This window comes from Aromatoleum toluvorans (assembly GCF_012910905.1).
Lineage (GTDB): Bacteria > Pseudomonadota > Gammaproteobacteria > Burkholderiales > Rhodocyclaceae > Aromatoleum > Aromatoleum toluvorans.
Window position 1 is genome coordinate 68945 of the sequence record NZ_WTVN01000021.1, and the last position, 20224, is coordinate 89168.

Genomic DNA, 20224 nt, shown 5'->3' on the forward strand with positions numbered 1-20224 from the left:
TCAGGGCTGACCCAGCTGCAGGTAGTAGCGCACTTCGCCGACTTCGGGCAGGTAGCTCGCGCCGACGTAGATCGGGCCGATCGTGGTGTCGGCGCCGAGGAACAGCGACCAGGCGCGGCGCCGGCCCGGGTCGGGGATGGCCGAGGGGCCGCGGTTGCGCAGCGTCGCCCATTCGGCCGATGCGCCGGCATACACGCCGCGCCCGAGCGCATCCGGCAGGCGCGTGATCTGCCGGTAGTAGGAGGCGCTGACGAGCGCGACCTGGTCGGCCGCGAGTTCGCCGTAGCGGTAGCCGGACAGGCGGAACGGCCCCCCCAGGAGCGTGCGGCCGATCTCCGGGAGGTCGCGGTCCGGGCTGCCGGCAAACAGCGTGTGCAGGCGGAACACGTTGGCGCCGACCGTGGTCGCCACGTCGCCGTCGAGTTCGGTGAAGAAATAGCGACGATCTGCACCGAACGTCGGCGAATGCAGCTCCGCGCGCACACGGGCTGCATAGCCGCGGCGCGGGAAGAAGGGGCTGTCGAGCCGGTCGAGGATGGCGCCGGCGTGCACCCAGCCTTCCTCGATCCGCCGCTCCGGGAACAGCTCGAGCCCGGAGACGACCTGCGAGGTGCGCCGCCCGCGCCGCCAGCCGGCACGCAGCTCGCCCCACATGCCGACCTCGTAGCCCGCATCGAAACCGATCAGGCCGCCCTTCTCCTTGTTCTCCGACACCTTGCGTTCGTCCGCGAAGACCGGCAGCACGCGGTTGAAGAGCTCGATGGAGGGCGCGACAAACCAGCCGCTGTCGAGGTCGAGCGGCTGGAAAAGCTCGGTGCGGATGCGGTTCGTGGTGCCGAGCTGGAGGTCGGTGTCCCAGCGCCCGCCGCGGGTGTTGAGCCAGCGGCGCGACAAACCGGCGTAGAGGCCGACCTGCGAGCCGCCTTCGAAGTCGGCCGCGAGGCCGCCGCCGAAGCGCAGCAGGTTGGGGCCGGAGGCCTTTTCGTCGGCATCGAGCTGCACCGTGGCGCGCGGCCCGTCGTGCAGCACGCTGTAGCGCAGGCGGTCGAAGTCGCCGCGTTCGTAGATGCGGGCGATGTCCTGTTCGAGCTTCTGGAAGTCGAGCGGCTCGCCGACCTTCTGCGTGAGCGTCGCGCCGAAGAGGCGTTCGGGCACGAACTTGAGCCCCTCCACCTTGATGTCGGCGACCACGGGGGCGCGCTTGTGCCAGCGGAACTGGCGCAGCGCCTGCCATTTCGCATAGGTGTCCTCGTCCACGCTGAAGCGCGCGAGCGAGGCCGACTGACGCAGCGCGGCCTCGGTGCCGTACGGGATGGTCTCGAGGGCGCGCTCGAAGTCGCGCGAGGTGATGCCGGGGAGTTCGACCTGGATGAGGGCGTCGTCGGGGCCGAGGTGGCTGATCTGCTGGCGCACGTTCTGTTCGAGCGCGAGGTTGATCGCCTGCAGCGCGATGTCGGTGGCCGAGCGCAGGCGTTCGCGGGCGTACGGCGGCGTGCCCAGGTTCACGGCGATGACGCGGCCGCCGCACAGCTCGCGGCCGATGTCGACGGGCAGGTTCATCACCAGGCCGCCGTCGACGAGCAGACGCTTGTCGTTCTCGATCGGCAGGAACACGCCGGGCACCGCCATGCTCGCGCGCATCGCACGCCACAGCGGCCCCTTGTCGAGCAGCACCAGTTCGCCGGTTTCGAGGTCGGTGGCGACCGCGCGGTACGGCAGGGCGAGGCTGTCGAAGCTGTCGAGGACCTCGGCGTCGCCAGCGAGGCGCGTCAGGAAGGTGTCCATCCCCTGCCCGGAGATCGCGCTCTGCGGCAGGCGCAGGCCGCCGCGGCCGTAGCCCAGGGTGATCGCGGAACGGTTGCGCGCGGCGTCCTGCTTGTCGCGGAAGGGCTGGTCCTCGCGCGGCACGCTGCTCGCGAACAGGTTGATCCAGTCGACGGCATTGATCTCGCGCACCATGTCGCCCAGTTCCATGCCCGCCGCGTACGCGCCGCCGACGATCGCGCCCATCGAGGTGCCGACGATGCAGTCGACCGGAATGCGCATGTCCTCGAGCACCTTGAGCACGCCGACGTGGGCGACACCGCGCGCGCCGCCACCGGACAGCACCAGTGCGACGCCCTTGGGCGGCGGGTCGGCCGCGGCCGAACGCGACGGGGCTGCCGCCGCACCGGCCAGGCAAAGGAGGAAGAGGACGATGTGACGCAGCTTCAAGCGCGGTCTCGCAGAGGGCTCGGTGAAGGACTTGGGGGAGACAGGACGAAGATACCGTACGCGCGCGCCCTGCGGGTAACGGAAGTCTGCAAACGCGGCACAAAATGAAACGGGCGCCCCTTTGCGGAGGCGCCCGTTTGCGGATGAGGGTGGCGAGCCCGACCCCCGGCACTTGCAGGGAACGGCTGTGGCTGCTGCCTTCCGGCCCTGACCAGGTTCACCGCGCTGCAATGCGGGGAGACCCGCCACGGGCGGCATTGTAGCAGCTATTGCCGCCGCCGGCCTCCCGACATCGTGGTGCGATGGATCAGCCCTTCAGCTCGGGGAAGTCTTCCTCGAAGAACTCGAGCGCACCGCGCGCGGCGGCGTCCTTGCCTTCCTCGCTCTTCCTCAGCTCGACGCGCCGGATCTTGCCGGAGATGGTCTTCGGCAGGTCGGAGAATTCGAGGCGGCGGATGCGCTTGTACGGGGCGAGCTTGTCGCGCGTGAAGGCGAAGATGTCCTTCGCGAGCTCCTTCGACGGCTCGTGGCCGGCGGCGAGGATCACGTAGGCCTTGGGCACCGCGAGGCGCACGGGATCGGGACTGGGCACGACGGCGGCTTCGGCGACGGCCGGGTGCTCGATCAGCACCGATTCGAGCTCGAACGGGCTGATGCGGTAGTCGGAGGCCTTGAACACGTCGTCGGCGCGGCCGACGTAGGTGATGTAGCCCTCGTCGTCGATGCTGGCGACGTCGCCGGTGCGGTAGTGGCCGTCACGCATGACTTCGGCGGTCTTGGCCTCGTCGCCGGCATAGCCCAGCATCAGGCCGGCCGGGCGCTTCGCGAGCACGAGGCTGATCTCGCCTTCCTCGGCCGGCTTGCTGTCGGCGTCGAGCAGCGCGATGGTGTAGCCGGGCAGCGGGCGGCCCATCGAACCGGGCTTGAGCTTCTGGCCCGGCGTGTTGCCGATCTGGCAGGTGGTTTCGGTCTGGCCGAAGCCGTCGCGGATCGTGATGCCCCAGGCCTTCTTCACCTGCTCGATGACTTCGGGGTTGAGCGGCTCGCCGGCGCCGATGAGTTCGCGCAGGTTGGTCTTCACGGACGCGAGATCCTGCTGGATCAGCATGCGCCACACGGTCGGGGGCGCGCACATGGTCGTGATCTCGAACTTCACGAGCACGTCGAGGAGCGCCTTGGCGTTGAAGCGGTTGTAGTTGTAGAGGAAGACGCAGGCGCCGGCGTTCCACGGCGCGAAGAAACAGCTCCAGGCGTGCTTGGCCCAGCCCGGCGAGCTGATGTTCATGTGGCGGTCGTTGGGCTGCAGGCCGATCCAGTACATCGTCGACAGGTGGCCGACCGGGTAGGACTGGTGGCTGTGCTGCACGAGCTTGGGCTTGGACGTGGTGCCGGAGGTGAAGTACAGCAGCAGCGGGTCGGTGACCTTGGTGACGCCCGACGGCGTGAAGTCGGGCGAGGCGGCGTAGGCGTCCTCGAAGGACAGCCAGCCGGCGGTGGCGCTGCCGACGCTGACGCGGGTGTAGCTGCCGGCGAGGTCGGCGAACTTGTCGGTGTGGGCCTTGCCGATCACGACGTGCTTGACCTGGCCGCGCTCGAGACGGTCGGCGAGGTCGTCCGGGGTCAGCAGGGTGGTGGCGGGGATCACCACGGCGCCGAGCTTGATCGCGGCGAGCATGGTTTCCCACAGCGGCACTTCGTTGCCGAGCATGATCAGGATGCGGTCGCCGCGCGCGACGCCCTGGCTACGCAGCCAGTTGGCGACACGGTTCGAGCGGGCCGACATCTCGGCGAAGGAGAGTTTCGATTCGCGGCCGTCTTCCTCGACGATCCACAGCGCGGGCTTTTCGTTGCCCTTGGCCATCGCGTCGAAGTAATCGAGCGCCCAGTTGAACTCGGTAAGCTGCGGCCACTGGAAGCCGGCGTACGCGGTCGCGTAGTCGGTGCGGTTGGCCAGCAGGAAGTCCCGCGCTTTCAGAAACTCGGCAACTGCAGTCATTTCCTCTCCTTTCCCAGAAGCGGCGCGGCGGATGCGTCTCCGCCGGGCCCGATGTACGCCCGCTTGCCGCAGGCCCCGGTCGTGCAACCGGGGTGTTGTGCCGCGGGCGCCTTTGATTGAGTTTCGACGCCCCCTGTCGGACGCCGGGCGGTATTTTGACGTTGACGTAAACGTCATGCAACCATGTTGCGCGGGGCACCGGCTCGCGCCCCTTTGACTGCACTGCGGAGAAGTCTTTTTCGTGACGAAGTGGCCGCGGGATCCGAAAGGCTTTCGCCCGCCGGCCGGCCTTTTTCGCGCCGCGCTACATGGACTGCGCGATCGGCGCCGCGGCCGGCACGGCGGCGGTATTGGCTGCGAGCCATGCGTCCGCGGAAGAAGCGCTCAGCGGACGGGCGAACAGGTAACCCTGGAACTCGTGGCAGCCGGCGCTGGCAAAAAGCTCCCGCTGCGCCTCGGTCTCGACGCCTTCGGCGACCACGCGCATGCCGAGGTCGCGGCCCAGCGTGACGACCGCGCGCGACAGGATCGCCTCGCGTGTTCCCTCCGTGGCGCGCGACACGAAGGCCTTGTCGATCTTCAGGATGTCCAGCGGGAAACGTGCGAGATAGGCGAGCGAGGAATAGCCGGTGCCGAAGTCGTCGACCGCAAGGCGCACGCCCAGCGCCTTCAATCCCTGCAGCTGCTCCAGCGCGTCGACGCCCTTGTCCATCAGGGTGCCTTCGGTGATCTCAAGTTCCAGGCATTCGGCCGGCAGCCCGTAGTCGGCGAGCGCGAGCGCGACCTGCGCGACGAAGGCGCCGGAGCGGAAGAGCCGCGGCGAGAGGTTCACCGCGACGGCGAGCGGCCCGAACCCGGCGCGGTGCCACTGCGCAGCCTGGCTGCACGCGGTGCGCAGCACGAATTCGGTGATCGGTTCGATGAGGCCGACTTCTTCGGCAATGGGAATGAAGGTCGCGGGCGAGACAGCGCCGAACTCGCTCCCGACCCAGCGCGAGAGCGCCTCGACGGAGCAGGCGCGCCCGCTGGCGTCCACCTTGGGCTGAAAATATACCTCGATCTCGCCGCGCTCCAGCGCGTGGCGCAACGCCGACTCGAGGTGCAGGCGCTCGACCGCGGCGGAATTGAGCGAGGCTTCGTAGAACGCGAAGGTGGCGCGCCCGGCCGATTTCGCCGCATACATCGCCGCGTCGGCGTTCTGCAGCAGCTCGTCCACACCCTGATCGCCGTCGAGCATCGCGACACCGATGCTGCAGGTTACCTGCAGCTCGTGCCCGCCCAGCTGCACGGGACGCGCGACCTCGCGCTGCACGCGGTCGAAAACGCGCTGCAGGGTGTCGGTCTCGCGCGCGCAGTGCAGGATCAGCACGAACTCGTCGCCGCCGTAACGCGCGACGGTGTCGATCGAACGCAGGCAGCCCTTCAGCCGCGAAGCCGTGACGAGCAGCAGTTCATCGCCGGTGGCGTGGCCGAGGCTGTCGTTGATGACCTTGAAGTTGTCCAGATCGACGAAGGCCACCGCGACCTCGCCGCCTTCGCGCTCGACAAAGGCACGCGCCTGCTGCAGGCGGTCGCGCAGGAGGTTGCGGTTGGGCAGGCCCGTCAGCGGGTCGTGGTTGGCCTGGTGTTCGAGCTGCTCGCGGTAGCGCTTTGCGACACTGATGTCTTCCACGGTGCCCTGGTAGTACAGCAGCTCGCCGTATGCGCCATAGACGGCATGCGCGGTCTCGGCGATCCACAGGGTCGAGCCGTCGCGGCGGAAGATCTCGGATTCAAAATCGCTGACGTAGCCGCGCTCGGCGATCTGGCGCTTGAATTCGTCGCGCCGTCCGGGCAGGACGTACAGGCGGCGGTCGATATCCTGCAGGTCGGCGATCAGCGCTTCGGGCGAGTCATAGCCGTACATGCGCGCGAGCGCCCCGTTGGCGGCGAGGTAGCGCCCTTCTGCCATGGTCTGGAAGATACCGATCACCGAATTCTCGAACAGGCTGCGGTAACGGCTTTCGGCTTCGGCAAGGCGCTGGCGGGCTTCGACCTGTGCGGTGATGTCCTCGATGAAGGCTTCGATCACGTGGCGGGCGGCCTCGTCCCGGACGCCCATGCCGCGCTCGAGCACCCACTTGACGCTGCCGTCGCGACAATGCACCCGATACTCGACGCGGTAGCGCGAACCCGCGGCGAGCGCGAGCATGATTTCCCTGTGCACCGGGGCGCGGTCCTCGACATGGATCAGGCTCTCGTAGCGCACCCCGTCGTCGCTGCTCAACTCGTCCGGGGCATAGCCGAACAGCCGGCGCGAGCCCTCGCTGACGAAGCGCATCGTCCGGGGCCCGTCAATCGCATAGCGGCACACGACGCCGTCGAGGTTGTCGATGAGCACGGCCAGCACCCGCCCGCCGTCCATATGGGGCGGCAGTACGGTGCTGCGAACGGCAGACAAGGGCGCACCGTGCGCTGCAGAAAACGGCGCCAGGGGGGTCATTCGGATTTTCTTCGGAACGGTAACGGCACGACGTCAATTATTTGACGCTTTTGTTACAGCAATACTCACGCTCAGGCGGCGTTTCGTCCGACCGCCACGAGACGCTTGATCTCCGGCACGCAGGAGCCGCAGCTCGTGCCGCACTTGAGCTTGTCCTGCAGCGCGTCGAAGCCGTCCCCCCCGGCGATGGCCGCAGCGATGTCGCTCTCGGAGACGTTGAGGCAGTTGCACACGATGCGCCCGCGGCTCTTCGCCGCCGCCGGCGGGCTCGCGAGCGGCGCGAGGATCCAGCGGCGCAGCTCCGCGGTCGGCTGGCGCTCGACCAGCACGTCGCGCAGCCAGCCGGCGGCGGCGGTCTCGCCGGTGAGGCGCAGGCCGACGAGGAGGCCGTCCTCGATGCGCGCGCGCTTGGTGATGCCGCGGCGCGCGTCGCTGTAGGCGAGGCAGTGCTCGTCGTCGAGGCCCAGCAGCGCGTCGAGCTCGTCGAGCCACGCCTGGGGGATCGGCTGGTCGTGCGCGATGCGCAGCACCACCGCGGGATGGTCGCGGCCGGCGAGCGCGAGCGACGCGTAGGCGAAGCGCTCCAGCCACGGTGCGAGGCGCGCGGCGCGCTCGAGCGTGACGCCGGCGGGATCCTTCTCTCCCTCCTCCCCCGCCGTCGCCCCTTCGGGCTCGCCGCGCATAATCAGCGCCTGATGCGGCAAATGCGCCTTCTCGACCTGCACGGTCGCATGCTTCAGTTCCGGCTGCTTCGAGTACGGATCGAACTCGCGCAGCGTCAGCATGTTCACGCCGCCCGAGTTCAGCGCATTCGCGCCCCAGTGCATCGCGACGAAAGCCTGGCCGGAGCGGATCTCGTTCGACGCGGCCGCGCGCAGCACGATCTCGCCGCGCCGGCTCTTCACGCGCACGAGTTCGCCGTCGGCGATGCCGCGCAGGTGCATGTCGTCGGCGTTGAGCTCGATGCGCGCCTCGTCGACGTGGTTGTAGAGGCGCGCGACCTTGCCGGTGCGGCTCATGCCGTGCCACTGGTCGCGCAGCCGGCCGGTGGTCAGATGCAGCGGGTAGCGGGCATCGGCGCGTTCGGCGGTGAGCTTCGTCGACGGCACGACGAAGCGCGCTTTGCCGTCGGCGGTCGCGAAGCGGCCGTCGGCATAGAGGCGTGCGCGGCCCTCGCTCGCGCCTTGCGGGAAAGGCCATTGCTGCGGCCCCTTGCCGTCGAGCACGGCATAGGAGAGGCCGGTGATGTCGAGATCGCGCCCGCGCGTCGTCTCCGCGTGCTCGGCGAAGATCGCCTCGGGGCCGGCGTAGGCGAACAGGCGCGCGGCCTCCGGCTTGCCGATCAGCGGTGCGAGCTTGCGCGCGAAGTCGCACACGATGTCCCAGTCCGCGCGCGCTTCGCCCGGCGCGGGGATCGCGCGATGCACATGGGTGATGCGGCGCTCCGAGTTCGTCACCGTGCCTTCCTTCTCGCCCCAGGTCGCGGCCGGCAGCAGCAGGTCGGCGAAGGGCGCGGTCTCGGTGTTGCCGTAGGCTTCCTGCAGCACGACGAAGTCGCAGCGCGCCAGCGCCTCGCGCACGCGTTCGAGCTCGGGCAGCGACTGCGCCGGGTTGGTGCAGGCGATCCACAGCGCCTTGATGCGGCCGTCGTGCATCGCGTCGAAGAGCTCGACGGCGGTGAGGCCGGGCTTTTCCGGCACGTCCGGCACGCCCCACAGGCGCGCCACTTCGGCGCGGTGCTCGGGGTTCGCGAGCTCGCGGTGACCGGACAGCAGGTTCGCCATGCCGCCGACTTCGCGCCCGCCCATCGCGTTGGGCTGGCCCGTCATCGAGAACGGGCCGCAGCCGGGCTTGCCGATCTTGCCGGTGGCGAGCGACAGCGCGATCAGCGCCGTGCCGTTGTGCGTGCCGTGCGTGGACTGGTTGAGCCCCTGGCACCACAGCGACATCGCGCGCGGCGCCTCGCCCCACCAGCGTGCGGCGGTGCGGATGTCGTCCGCCTTCACGCCACAGACTTCGGCCGCCACCGCCGGCGTGATCTCGCGCACGTGCTCGCGCAGCGCGTCGAAGCCTTCGGTGTGTTCGCGCACGAAGACGTTATCGACCAGCCCTTCCCACAGCAGCACGTTGAGCATCGCGTTGAAGAGCCAGATGTCGGTGCCGGGCAGGATGGGCAGGTGCAGGTCGGCAGTGGCCGCGGTGTCGGTGCGGCGCGGGTCGACGACGATGATCTTCATGTCCGGGCGCGCGGCCTTGGCGTCCTCGATGCGGCGGAAGGCGATCGGGTGTGCGTAGGACGGGTTGCCGCCGGCGATCAGCAGGCAGTCGGTCTGGGCGAAGTCGTCGTACGAACAGGGCGGCGCGTCGGCGCCCAGCGTCTGCTTGTAGGCCACGACCGCGCTCGACATGCACAGGCGCGAGTTGGAGTCGACGTTGTTCGAGCCGATCAGGCCCTTCATCAGCTTGTTGAAGACGTAGTAGTCCTCGGTCAGGAGCTGCCCCGAGATGTAGAAGGCGACGGCGTCGGGGCCGTGCTCGTCGATCACGGCGGCGAAACGCTGCGCGGCGGTGCCGAGCGCCTCGTCCCAGCTCGCGCGGCGGCGCGGCTCGCCCTTCGCGGTGCGCAGTTCGGGATGCAGCAGGCGCGTCTCGGGGCGCGCGGTGAAGTGCAGCGTCGAGCCCTTCGTGCACAGGCGGCCGAAGTTCGCGGGATGCTCGGGGTCGCCGCGCACGCCGGTGATGCGCGCGCCGTCGTGTTCGATGAGGACGCCGCAGCCGACGCCGCAGTACGGGCAGGTGGCTTTCGTTTCCATGAGGCTCTCCGGGGGTGTCGTCATGTTCTTAGTGGCGGCTCAGCAGGTACAGCAAAACCAGATTCAGCAGCAGCGACGCGATCGCGACGACTTTCAGCGCCAGCGTCGGATTGCGTGCCGCGAGCGGCGCCCGTCGGTGGGTCGCGAGCGGGCGGTGCGCGCCGCGCTCGAGCGCGACGAGGAACTCCTCGGCGGTCTCGAAGCGGCCCTTCGCGTCGCGCGCGCAGGCTTTCAGCAGCACGGCCTCGAGCCACTCCGGCGTGTCCGGGCGATAGCGCGTCGGCGGCACCGGCTCGCCGAAGCGCGGACGCTGGAAGGGCTCGATCTCGCCGTAGGGGTACTTGCGCGTCAAGAGCTCGTACAGCGTCACGCCACAGGCGTAGAGATCGGACGCCTCGTTCGCCGCCTGCCCGGCGAAAAGCTCTGGCGCCATGTAGGACGGCGTGCCGGGGTTGTTGATCTCGCGCAGATCCTCGCCGTCCGAGGCCGCGACGCCGAGGTCCAGCAGACGCAGTTCGCCCTTGCGGTCGATGTGAATGTTATCCGGCTTGATGTCGCGATGCACGATGCCGAGGCGGTGCAGCGATGCGACCGCGCGCAGCAGCGCCGTGCCGATCGTGACGAGTTCGTGCGCCGCGTAGCGGTGGCCGCGCGCGAGGCTCGCCTTGAGCGTCTCGCCTTCGTGCCAGCTCATCAGGTAATACAGGTGGTCGCGCCCGGCGTGCTCGCAGACGGACGGGAAGCCCCGACCCGGCACGCGGCGCGCGATCCACTCCTCGCGCACCAGCGACGCCATCGCCTCCTCGTCGCCCTCCTCCTGGCGCAGGGTCTTCAACACCAGCGCGGCGCCGTCCACGAGCCGCGTTACGCGATACAGCAGCGTCACGCGCGACTCGTGCAGCAGCTCCTCGACGCGCAGGCCGTCCAGCGTCTCGCCGGCCTTCAGGCGCGGCGGCAGCGGCAGGCGGCGGCCGCTGGCAAGGCGGTCGCGCAGGTTATCGGCGGGCACGGCGTCGACGTGCGCGACCAGCGCGGTGCAGTTGTCGGTCGCGCCGCGGTGCAAGGCCTCCAGCACCAGCGCGTCGGCCGCCGCCTGCGGGTCGTCCCCACGCGCGAACAGCTCGCCCATCGCCTCGTCGCCCAGCGTGTTCCACACGCCGTCGCTCACCAGCAGGAAGCGGTCACCGACCGCCAGTTCGCCGTCGTCGAAATCGATCAGCAGCTGCGCGTCCAGCCCCACCGCGCGGCGCAGCACGTTGTCGAGCTCGGGGTGTTCCCAGGTGTGGTCCTCGGTCAGGCGCCGCAGCGCGCCGTCGTGCCACAGGTAGGCGCGCGAGTCGCCGACGTGGGCGACGTAGTAGCGCCGCCCGCGCAGCGCCACCGCCGTCAGCGTCGTCGCCATGCCGGCGTAGTCGCGCGACTTCGCCGACTGCGCGAGCAGCCAGCGGTTGATCGCACCGACCACGGTGTTGATGGATTTTTCGACGCTCCAGGTGTCGGGCGTCGCGTAGTAGTCCGCGAGCAGGCCGCGCACCGTGTATTCGGCCGCCTCGCGCCCGTTGGCATGGCCGCCGACGCCGTCCGCGACCGCCAGCAGCAGCCCCTTCGCTTCCAGCTCGGCCCCTTCCGGCGTCGCCGCGCCGACGAAGTCCTCGTTGCGCGGACGCAGGCCCTGTTCGGTGGCGTGGCCGAGGCGGACGGACAGCGGCATCGACTTGCCCGGGCGACGCGCGGCCGCGGGCGCAGCCGCCGGCTCCACGGTCGGGACGTCGATGATCGCTGCCTTGTTCATGCCTGCGCTCTCCGCCTATGCTCCGGTTCCCGGCCTCAGATCCGCGCCGACGTGAGGTGCGCCGCACCCCAGGTCGTGCGCCAGCGGGTCTTCACCGACGTCAGCCCGATCAGCGCCGCCAGCGCGAGCCCGGCGAAGATCATGAAGCCCATCTGGTAGCTGCCGGTCGCCTGCTTCGCGTAGCCGAGCGAGGACGCGAGGTAGAAGCCGCCGACGCCGCCCGCCATGCCCACCAGCCCCGTCATCACGCCGATCTCCTTGCGGAAGCGCTGCGGCACGAGCTGGAACACCGCGCCGTTGCCCATGCCCAGCGACAGCATCGCGAGCACGAACACGACGAGTGCCATCCACGCCTGCGGCAGGCCGGTACCGACGATCGCGAGGAAGACCGCCGCGAACACGTACATCACCGACAGGCTCTTGATGCCGCCGATGCGGTCGGCGACGCGGCCGCCGATCGGCCGCACCATCGAGCCGGCGAACACGCAGGCGGCGGTGAAGTAGCCGGCCATCTTCGCATCCAGCCCATACTGCGTATTGAAGTAGATCGTCAGGGAGGACGCCAGGCCGACGAAACCGCCGAAAGTCACCGAGTAGAAGAACATGAACCACCACGCGTCCTTGTCCTTGAGCACCTTGAAGTACTCGGTCAGCGGCTTCGCGGGCGGGCACTCGGGCGCATCCTTCGCGACGACGAGGTAGACCGCGAACACCAGCACCAGCGGGATCAGCGCGAGGCCGAAGACGTTGGTCCAGCCATAGGCGATCGCCAGCCCCGGCGCGAACAGCGCCGCGAGCGCGGTGCCCGAGTTGCCGGCCCCGGCGATGCCCAGCGCGGTGCCCTGATGCTCGGGCGGATACCAGCGCGACGCGAGCGGCAGCGCCACCGCGAAGGCCGCGCCGGCGAAGCCCAGGAACACGCCCAAGAGCAGCGTCTGCGCGTAGCTGTGGATGCCGAACTTCCACGCGACGAAGAGCGCGCAGATCACGATCACCTGCCCGATCGCACCCGCCATCTTGGGCTTCAGGTGATCGACCAGCACGCCCATGAAGATGCGCAGGAGCGCGCCGGCGAGCACCGGCACCGCGACCATCATGCCCTTCTGCGCGTGGTCCAGGCCCAGGTCGGTGGCGATCTGCACGCCCAGCGGACCGAGGATGACCCACACCATGAAGGCCAGGTCGAAGTACAGGAAGGCCGCCAGCAGCGTCGGCGGATGCCCGGCCTTGAGGAAGGATTGCTTGTCCATGTCGGTTCCCCTTTTTGCGATGCAGTCCGATCAGACCTTGAGCAGCACGCGGCCGCCCTCGACCTTCACCTCGAAGGACTTGGTGCAGCCGACATCCGGCGCCACCGCGTTGCCCGAGTCGAGCTCGATCTTCCAGCTGTGCAGCGGGCAGGTGACCTGGCGCCCATGCACGATGCCCTGCGACAGCGGACCCTGCTTGTGCGGGCACTTGTCGTGCAGCGCGAAGACCTCGCCCTCGGCGTTGCGGAAGATCGCGATGTCGCCGCCGCGCGCCGCCTTCACGACGCGCGAACCGAGCACGGGGATGTCTTCGACGGCGCAGATTTCCTTCCAGCCGGCTTCGACGCTGATTTCAAAGGTGTTCATCGATTCGCTCCGGTCTCAGGCTTCAAGAATTTCGAATTCGCGGCGCACGGCAGGTGCGGCATCCGCGGCATAGCGCTCGGCCCACGGATCCTTCGCGTCCTGCAGCGCGTACAGCAGCCGCTCGTACAAGGCCTTGCGGTTCTCCGCGTTCTCCAGCACGTGCTTCTTCACATGCTCGAGGCCCACACGCTCGACGTAATGCACGGTGCGCTCGAGGTAGTAGCCCTCCTCGCGATAGAGCTGCAGGAAGGCGCCCGAGTACTCCATGACTTCCTCGCGCGTCTGCACCTTGCACAGGAACTGCGCCACTTCCGTCTTGATCCCGCCGTTGCCGGCGACATACAGCTCCCAGCCCGAATCGACGCCGATCACGCCGACGTCCTTGATGCCGGCCTCGGCGCAGTTGCGCGGGCAGCCGCTCACCGCGAGCTTCACCTTGTGCGGGCTCCACATGCCGAAGAGCATCTTCTCCAGGTCGATGCCCATGGACATCGAACGCTGCGTGCCGAAGCGGCAGTGCTCGGCGCCGACGCAGGTCTTCACGGTGCGGATGCTCTTGCCGTAGGCGTGGCCCGAGGGCATGCCGAGGTCCTTCCACACGTGCGGCAGGTCTTCCTTCTTGATCCCCAGCAGGTCGATACGCTGCCCGCCGGTGACTTTCACCGTCGGCACGTTGTACTTCTCCGCGACCTCGGCGATGCGCTTCAGCTCCGCCGGCGTCGTCACGCCGCCCAGCATCTGCGGCACGACCGAATAAGTGCCGTCCTTCTGGATGTTGGCGTGCGCGCGCTCGTTGATGAAGCGGCTCTGCGGGTCGTCCTTCGCCTCGTGCGGCCAGGTCGAGATCAGGTAGTAGTTGAGCGCCGGGCGGCAGGTCGAGCAGCCGTTCGGCGTCTTCCACGACAGCGTTTCCATCGTCTCGGGGATGCTCAGCAGCTTGTGGTCGCGGATCGCCTTCCGCACGTCGCCGTGCGACAGCTCGGTGCAGCCGCACACCGGCTTGTCGTGCGCCGACACCGCCTGATAGGCGCCGCCCACGGTCGAGGCGAGGATCTGCTCCACGAGGCCCGTGCAGGAGCCGCAGGAGGATGCGGCCTTGGTATGCTTCTTGACCTCGTCCAGCGTGAACAGGCCCTTCTCCTTGATCGCCTTGACGATCGTGCCCTTGCACACCCCGTTGCAGCCGCACACCTCGGCCGTGTCCGGCATCGAAGCGGCCTTGTTCTCGCCCTTGTGGCCCGCATCGCCGAGGTTGTTCTGCCCGAACATCAGGTGGTCGCGGATCGCATGGATGTCCTGGCCATCCTTCATCAGCTGGAAGTACCACGAGCCGTCCGCGGTGTCGCCGTACAGCACCGAGCCGACGATGCGGTTGTGCTTGATCACGATGCGCTTGTACACGCCGCCCTGCTTGTCGTGCAGCACGATGTCCTCGGTGTCGGGGCCACCCGAGAAGTCGCCCGCCGAGAACACATCGATGCCGGTGACCTTGAGCTTGGTCGAGGTCACCGAGCCTTCGTAGCGGCCGATGCCGAAGTTCGCGAGGTGGTTCGCGCACACCTTGCCCTGCTCGAAGAGCGGCGCGACGAGGCCGTAGGCGATGCCGCGGTGCGCGACGCATTCGCCGACCGCATACACGCGCGGGTCGGTCACGGTCTGCAGCGTGTCGGACACCGCGATGCCGCGCGCGCGCCCCGTGCCGCAGTAAATGCCGGCCGATTCCGCGAGCGCGAAGTTCGGGCGGATGCCGGCGGCGACGACGACGAGGTCCGCGGGGATCTCCATGCCGTCCTTGAAGCGCACCGCCGCGACGCGCCCGCTCTCGCCGCGCACCAGCGCCTCGGTCTGCTTCGGCAGCAGGAAATTCATGCCTTTCGCTTCGAGCGAGGCCTGCAGCATGTCGGCCGCGGGCTTGTCGAGCTGGCGCTCCATGATCCAGTCGCCCAGATGCACGACGGTCACGCTCATGCCGCGCAGCATCAGGCCGTTCGCCGCTTCCAGGCCCAGCAGGCCCGCGCCGATCACGACCGCATGCTTGTACTTGGTCGAAGCCTCGATCATCGCCTCGGTGTCGCCGATGTCGCGATACGCGAGCACGCCGGGCAGGTCGGCGCCAGGCATCGGCGGGATGAAGGGCGTCGAGCCGGTCGCGATCAGCAGGCGGTCGTACTCGGCCTCGGTGCCGTCGGCGGCGATGACCTTGCGCTTCACGCGGTCGATCTTCGTCACCATCTTGCCCGCGTGCAGCGTGATGGCGTTGTCGCGGTACCAGTCGAGATCGTTGAGCATGATCTCCGGCAGCGTCATCTCGCCCGCGAGCACCGGCGAGAGCAGGATGCGGTTGTAGTTGCCGTGCGGCTCGGCGCCGAACACCGTGATGTCGTACAGGTCCGGGGCGAGCTTCAGCAGTTCTTCGAGCGTGCGGCAGCCGGCCATGCCGTTACCGATCATCACGAGTTTCATTTTTTTCATGGCGGCTCCTTCAGGCAGCGCGAGAGATGAATTCGGGGGAAGCGTTGACGCGGCGGGTCAGGGCCATGATCGATCTCCACTCCATAAGGCGAAAAAAAACGGCGTCGCGTCGCCTCCGGAAGCGCTCTCCCGAAGAAACGACGGACGCCGTTGTCCGCATGCCCTGCATCAAGCATTTCAAGCCGGAGCCTCGTTGCCCCGGCCTACGGACTCCTTATCGCAAGATGGGTGCCAGCCCCCACTTCAAAATTACATTGCTGTTTTAAAAGGAAATTTTTCCTGAAGACCTGCCCGTGCGAAGAATGCGCGAACATCGCTCACGCACCAATTCGGTGCATTACGCGGCAATGCTGCACCACAACATCGCACCTCACGTCGCCCGGCGTCACGCCTCCCTCCCCTTCAAGGGGAGGGCTGGGGTGGGGATGGGTTTCACGCCCGCGTGGCGAGTCGCCACAGCGAGGTGATTTCGGCCGCCCGCGCGGCGTGAAGGGGGTCATCGGCGTCGCGCGCCTTGGCATGGCGCGGCCGGGCATTGAGGCGCCCGACCACTTGCAGCCCCGCCCCCGCGATCGCCGCGAGCAACTCGTCGCGCGTGCGCAGGCCCAGATGTTCGGCGAGATCGGAGAGAATCAGCCAGCCCTCGCCGCCGGGCACGAGATGCGCCGCGAGGCCGGCGAGAAAGGCCCGCAGCATGCGGCTGTCGGGGTCATAGACGGCGTTTTCGACCGGCGACGAGGGGCGTGCCGGCACCCACGGCGGATTGCACACGACGAGCGCCGCCCGGGCGTCGGGAAACATGTCCGCCTGCAGGATCTCCACCTGCGCGGCGAAGCCCAGCCGCGCGATGTTCTCGCACGCACACTCGAGCGCCCGCGGGTCCTGGTCGGTCGCAAGCACACGGCGCACGCCGCGCTGCGCGAGCAGCGCCGCCAGCACGCCGGTGCCGGTGCCGATGTCGCAGGCCGGCGCGCCGCTCGCCAGCGCCGCGGGCAGCGGCGCCTGCGCGACGAGGTCGACGTATTCGCCACGCACCGGGGAAAACACGCCGTAATGCGGGTGGATGGAAGCCCCGAGCGCCGGGATCGACACCCCCTTCTTGCGCCATTCGTGGGCCCCGATCAGCCCCAGCAGCTCGCGCAGCGATACCGCATACGCTTCGTCGGCGGGCCCGTAGGCCTCGCGACAGGCCAGGGCGACGTCGGGCGCGCGGCGCAAGGGCAGGCTGTGGTCCGCATCGACCGGCAGCAGCAGCATGCCGAGGGTGCGGGCACGCTGCGCCTGCGCCTGGCGGTGAAGATGGAAGGCCTCCGCGGCACTCGACGGCGCACGGGCCGGCTTGCCGGCGCGCCGCGGCTTGCGGTCCGCCCGGCGCCCCATCGCCAGCAGCAGCTGCCGCGCATTCTGGTAATCGCCGCGGTAAAGCAGCGCCGTCCCCTCGCACGCGAGCCGGTAGGCCTGGTCAGCCGGCGTCTGGTCGCCGACCACCACCACGCGGCGCGGCGGCGGACTTCCGCTTTCCGACCGCCAGCGCAGCGCATGGCGCTCGCCGTCCTCGTCCCAGACCACTTGCGGAAATCCGTTCATCGGCACGCCCCCTCCACGCCGCCGGGAAACAGCCGGCAGGCGTCGGTGGCTGCGGCTTCGAGCAGCGCACATGCAGCGAGGGCCGCGACAACGCGGTCGGACAGGGACGGGGACATCGGAGAGCCTTGCAGCCGTAAGGCCCGACATCATAGCCGGTCGGCATCGACGGGGGCCGCCGCCAACCCGCGCGCCGCCAAAAATGCCTGCCCGATCCGGCGCCGACAAGGCGGCCGCCCGGCCGCGGTGGCCGGGCGGCCCCATATCGTGGCGTGCCGCCCCGGGTGCTCAAGCCGCCCGCTTCACCTGCTTCTTGTACAGGAAGTCCATGATCGCGGAACGGTAGCCTGCGAACTCGGGCAGCCCGGCGAGCGCCAGGCGGTCGCGCGGGCGGTCGAGCTTCACCTCCAGGATCTCGCCGATCGTCGCCGCCGGGCCATTGGTGAGCATCACGACGCGGTCGGAGAGCAGCACCGCCTCGTCGACGTCATGCGTCACCATCACCATCGTCGCCCTGGTCGCCGCGAGGATCTTCACCAGCTCGTCCTGCAGCATCGCGCGGGTCAGCGCATCGAGCGCGCCGAAGGGCTCGTCCATCAGCAGGATCCTCGGCTCCATCGACAGCGCCCGGGCGATGCCGACGCGCTGCTTCATGCCGCCGGAGATCTCGTGCGGGAACTTTGTCTCCGCGTGCGACAGCCCGACCAGCGCCAGCGCGTCCTGCGTGCGCTGCCTGAGCTTCGCCTTGCCCTCCTTCGCGCCGAACACGCGATCCACCGCGAGATAGACGTTGTCGTAGCAGGTCAGCCACGGCAGCAGCGAGTGGTTCTGGAACACCACCGCGCGCTCCGGCCCGGGGCCGGCGATCTCGCGCCCGTCGCACAGCATCACGCCGCTCGACGGCAGCGTCAGGCCGGCGATCAGGTTCAGCAGCGTCGACTTGCCGCAGCCCGAGTGCCCGATCAGGCTGATGCTCTCGCCCTCGTGGATGTCGAGGTTGATGCCCCGCAGCGCCGTGAAGGGGCCGTTCTTCGTGTTGAAGGTCTGGCCGACGTTCTCGATCCGCACGATCTTCTTCATGATGGTTTCCTCCACCGCTCAGCGGTCTTCGTAGTTGAAGCGACGCGCCGCCAGCATCAGCGCCTGTTCCAGAATCAGACCGACCGTCCCGATCACGAAGATCGCGATGATGATGTGCTCGACCTTGAGGTTGTTCCACTCGTCCCACACCCAGAAGCCGATGCCGACGCCGCCCGTGAGCATCTCTGCCGCGACGATCACGAGCCACGCCGTACCGATCGACAGCCGGATGCCGGTGAGCATGTAGGGCAGCACCGCCGGGAACAGGATCTTCGTGAACACCTTCCATTCCGAGAGGTTCAGCACGCGCGCGACGTTGAGGTAGTCCTGCGGCACGCGCGTCACGCCCTGCGCCGTGTTGAGGATCATCGGCCAGATCGAGCAGATGAAGATCGTCCAGGTCGCGGCCGGGTCGGCGCGCTGGAACACCAGCAGGCCGATCGGCAGCCACGCCAGCGGCGACACCGGGCGCAGCAGGCTGATGATCGGGTTCATCATCTTCGCCAGCACCGCGAAGCGCCCCAGCATGAAGCCCGCCGGAATGCCGACCAGCGCCGCAATGCCGAAGCCGATCGCCACCCGCTGCAGCGACGACAGCACGTTCCAGCCGATGCCCTGGTCGTTCGGCCCGGCGCGGTAGAAGGGATCCGAGAAGATCGCCACCGCCGCGTCCCAGGTCTGCACCGGCCCCGGGATGCCGCCGCCCTTGAGCGTCGCGAGGTACCAGAAGCCGACCAGCAGCGCGAGGCCGGCCACCGGTGGCAGCACCGCGCCGCCAACGGCACGCAGCCAGGCCGCAGCCCTGCCCTTGCGCCGGACGACCGGCTCGACCGCCGTGGTTTCCACCTCCGCCACCGCTGTCATGGCCTCTCCCTTGTCCGCCGCGGACCGCAGCGGCTTCAGGTCCGCGACTCTCGCATCGGCCGCCGCCCCACCGCTCCCCATCGCTCCGTCGAACGTCGCTGTCGCAGTCATCGCCCCGCCCTCCTTACGCCTTGACCTTGAAGGACCTGGCGTACTTCGCCGGATCCCTGCCGTCCCACACCGTGCCGTCGATCAGCTTCGAGCTGCGCATGTCGCTCTTCGGCAGCGGCACGCCCGCTGCCGTCGCGGCCTGCTTGTAGATGTCGATGCGGTTCACCTGCTTCGCGACCGCGAGGTAATCGACGTCCTTGTCGAGCAGGCCCCAGCGCCGATGCTGCGTCAGGAACCACATGCCGTCGGTGAGATAGGGGAAGTTCACCGCACCGTCGTTGTAGAACTTCATGTAGTTCGGGTCGTCCCAGCTCTTGCCGAGACCATTCGAGTAGCGCCCGAGCATGCGTTCGAGGATCACGTCCATGTCGGTATTGACGTAGGATTTCTGCGCGACGGTCTCCGCCGTCGTGCGCCGGTTGGGCAGCGACGCGTCGATCCAGCGCCCGGCTTCCAGAATTGCCGCGGTCAGCGCGCGCGCCGCGTTCGGGTGCTTCGCGACCCAGTCGGCGGTCGTGCCCAGCACCTTCTCCGGGTGATCGGTCCAGATGTCCTGCGTCGTCACCGCGGTGAAGCCGATCTTGTCCATGATCGCGCGGTTGTTCCACGGCTCGCCGACGCAGAAGCCGTCCATGTTGCCGACGCGCATGTTCGCGACCATCTGCGGCGGCGGCACGGTGATGACCTTCACGTCCTTCATCGGGTTGATGTCGTGCGCCGCCAGCCAGTAGTACAGCCACATCGCGTGGGTGCCGGTGGGGAAGGTCTGCGCGAAGGTGTACTCGCCCGGCTTCGCGGAGATCAGCTTCCTCAGCCCCGCGCCGTCGGTGACGCCCTGCTCCTTCAGCTTGCTCGCGAGCGTGATCGCCTGGCCGTTGTTGTTCAGGCTCATCAGCACCGCCATGTCCTTCTTCGGCCCGCCGATCCCAAGATGCACGCCATACACGAGGCCGTACAGCACGTGCGCCGCGTCGAGCTCGCCCGACACCAGCTTGTCGCGCACCGACGCCCAGCTCGCCTCCTTGCTCGGGATGATCTTGATGCCGTACTTCTCGTCGAACTTCTGCACCGCCGCCATCACGACCGACGAGCAGTCGGTCAGCGGAATGAAGCCGACGCGGATCTCCTTCTTTTCCGGCGCATCCGACCCTGCCGCCCACACGCCACCGCTCACCCCCAGCCCCGCAGACCCTGTCTCTT

12 protein-coding genes and 1 other RNA gene are annotated in these 20224 nt (G+C 68.7%); all 13 read right to left on the reverse strand.

What is annotated here, in order from left to right; all coding sequences use genetic code 11:
* The 13 genes from GPA22_RS14250 to GPA22_RS14310 all read right to left on the reverse strand — a co-directional run bounded on the left by GPA22_RS14250 (position 1) and on the right by GPA22_RS14310 (position 20204).
* A complete protein-coding gene (locus GPA22_RS14250) occupies positions 1–2214 on the reverse strand; it encodes a patatin-like phospholipase family protein (protein ID WP_169256724.1) in 2214 nt (737 codons plus the stop codon).
* Positions 2215–2362: 148 nt separating this feature from the next.
* Positions 2363–2461, reverse strand: an RNA gene (gene ffs / locus GPA22_RS14255) — signal recognition particle sRNA small type.
* A 60-nt stretch (positions 2462–2521) separates the two neighbouring features.
* A complete protein-coding gene (locus tag GPA22_RS14260) occupies positions 2522–4210 on the reverse strand; it encodes an AMP-binding protein (protein WP_169256725.1) in 1689 nt (562 codons plus the stop codon).
* 304 nt (positions 4211–4514) lie between these two features.
* Positions 4515–6692, reverse strand: coding sequence for a putative bifunctional diguanylate cyclase/phosphodiesterase (locus GPA22_RS14265; RefSeq protein ID WP_169256726.1), 2178 nt, complete (start codon positions 6690–6692; stop codon positions 4515–4517).
* A gap of 71 nt (positions 6693–6763) precedes the next feature.
* Positions 6764–9505, reverse strand: coding sequence for a nitrate reductase (locus GPA22_RS14270; RefSeq protein ID WP_169256727.1), 2742 nt, complete (start codon positions 9503–9505; stop codon positions 6764–6766).
* Between the two features lie 28 nt (positions 9506–9533).
* The gene (locus tag GPA22_RS14275) at positions 9534–11216 is read right to left on the reverse strand and encodes a bifunctional protein-serine/threonine kinase/phosphatase (protein ID WP_169256740.1); all 1683 of its coding nucleotides are present in this window, start codon (positions 11214–11216) and stop codon (positions 9534–9536) included.
* Between the two features lie 116 nt (positions 11217–11332).
* Positions 11333–12547: a nitrate/nitrite transporter gene (locus GPA22_RS14280; protein ID WP_169256728.1), complete on the reverse strand. Its 1215-nt coding sequence runs from the start codon at positions 12545–12547 to the stop codon at positions 11333–11335.
* 30 nt (positions 12548–12577) lie between these two features.
* Entirely contained in the window at positions 12578–12913 is a 336-nt protein-coding gene (gene nirD / locus GPA22_RS14285; RefSeq protein ID WP_169256729.1) for a nitrite reductase small subunit NirD, read from the reverse strand.
* A gap of 15 nt (positions 12914–12928) precedes the next feature.
* A complete protein-coding gene (gene nirB / locus GPA22_RS14290) occupies positions 12929–15385 on the reverse strand; it encodes a nitrite reductase large subunit NirB (protein WP_169256730.1) in 2457 nt (818 codons plus the stop codon).
* 432 nt (positions 15386–15817) lie between these two features.
* Positions 15818–16972 (reverse strand): methyltransferase, encoded by a 1155-nt coding sequence (locus GPA22_RS14295; protein WP_169256731.1) that lies wholly within the window; start codon positions 16970–16972, stop codon positions 15818–15820.
* Positions 16973–17257: 285 nt separating this feature from the next.
* Positions 17258–18049, reverse strand: coding sequence for an ABC transporter ATP-binding protein (locus GPA22_RS14300; RefSeq protein ID WP_211169128.1), 792 nt, complete (start codon positions 18047–18049; stop codon positions 17258–17260).
* 18 nt (positions 18050–18067) lie between these two features.
* Positions 18068–19024, reverse strand: a complete 957-nt coding sequence (gene ntrB / locus GPA22_RS14305; RefSeq protein WP_169256732.1) for a nitrate ABC transporter permease — start codon at positions 19022–19024, stop codon at positions 18068–18070.
* Between the two features lie 13 nt (positions 19025–19037).
* Positions 19038–20204, reverse strand: coding sequence for a CmpA/NrtA family ABC transporter substrate-binding protein (locus GPA22_RS14310; RefSeq protein WP_169256742.1), 1167 nt, complete (start codon positions 20202–20204; stop codon positions 19038–19040).
* Positions 20205–20224: the final 20 nt, after the last annotated feature.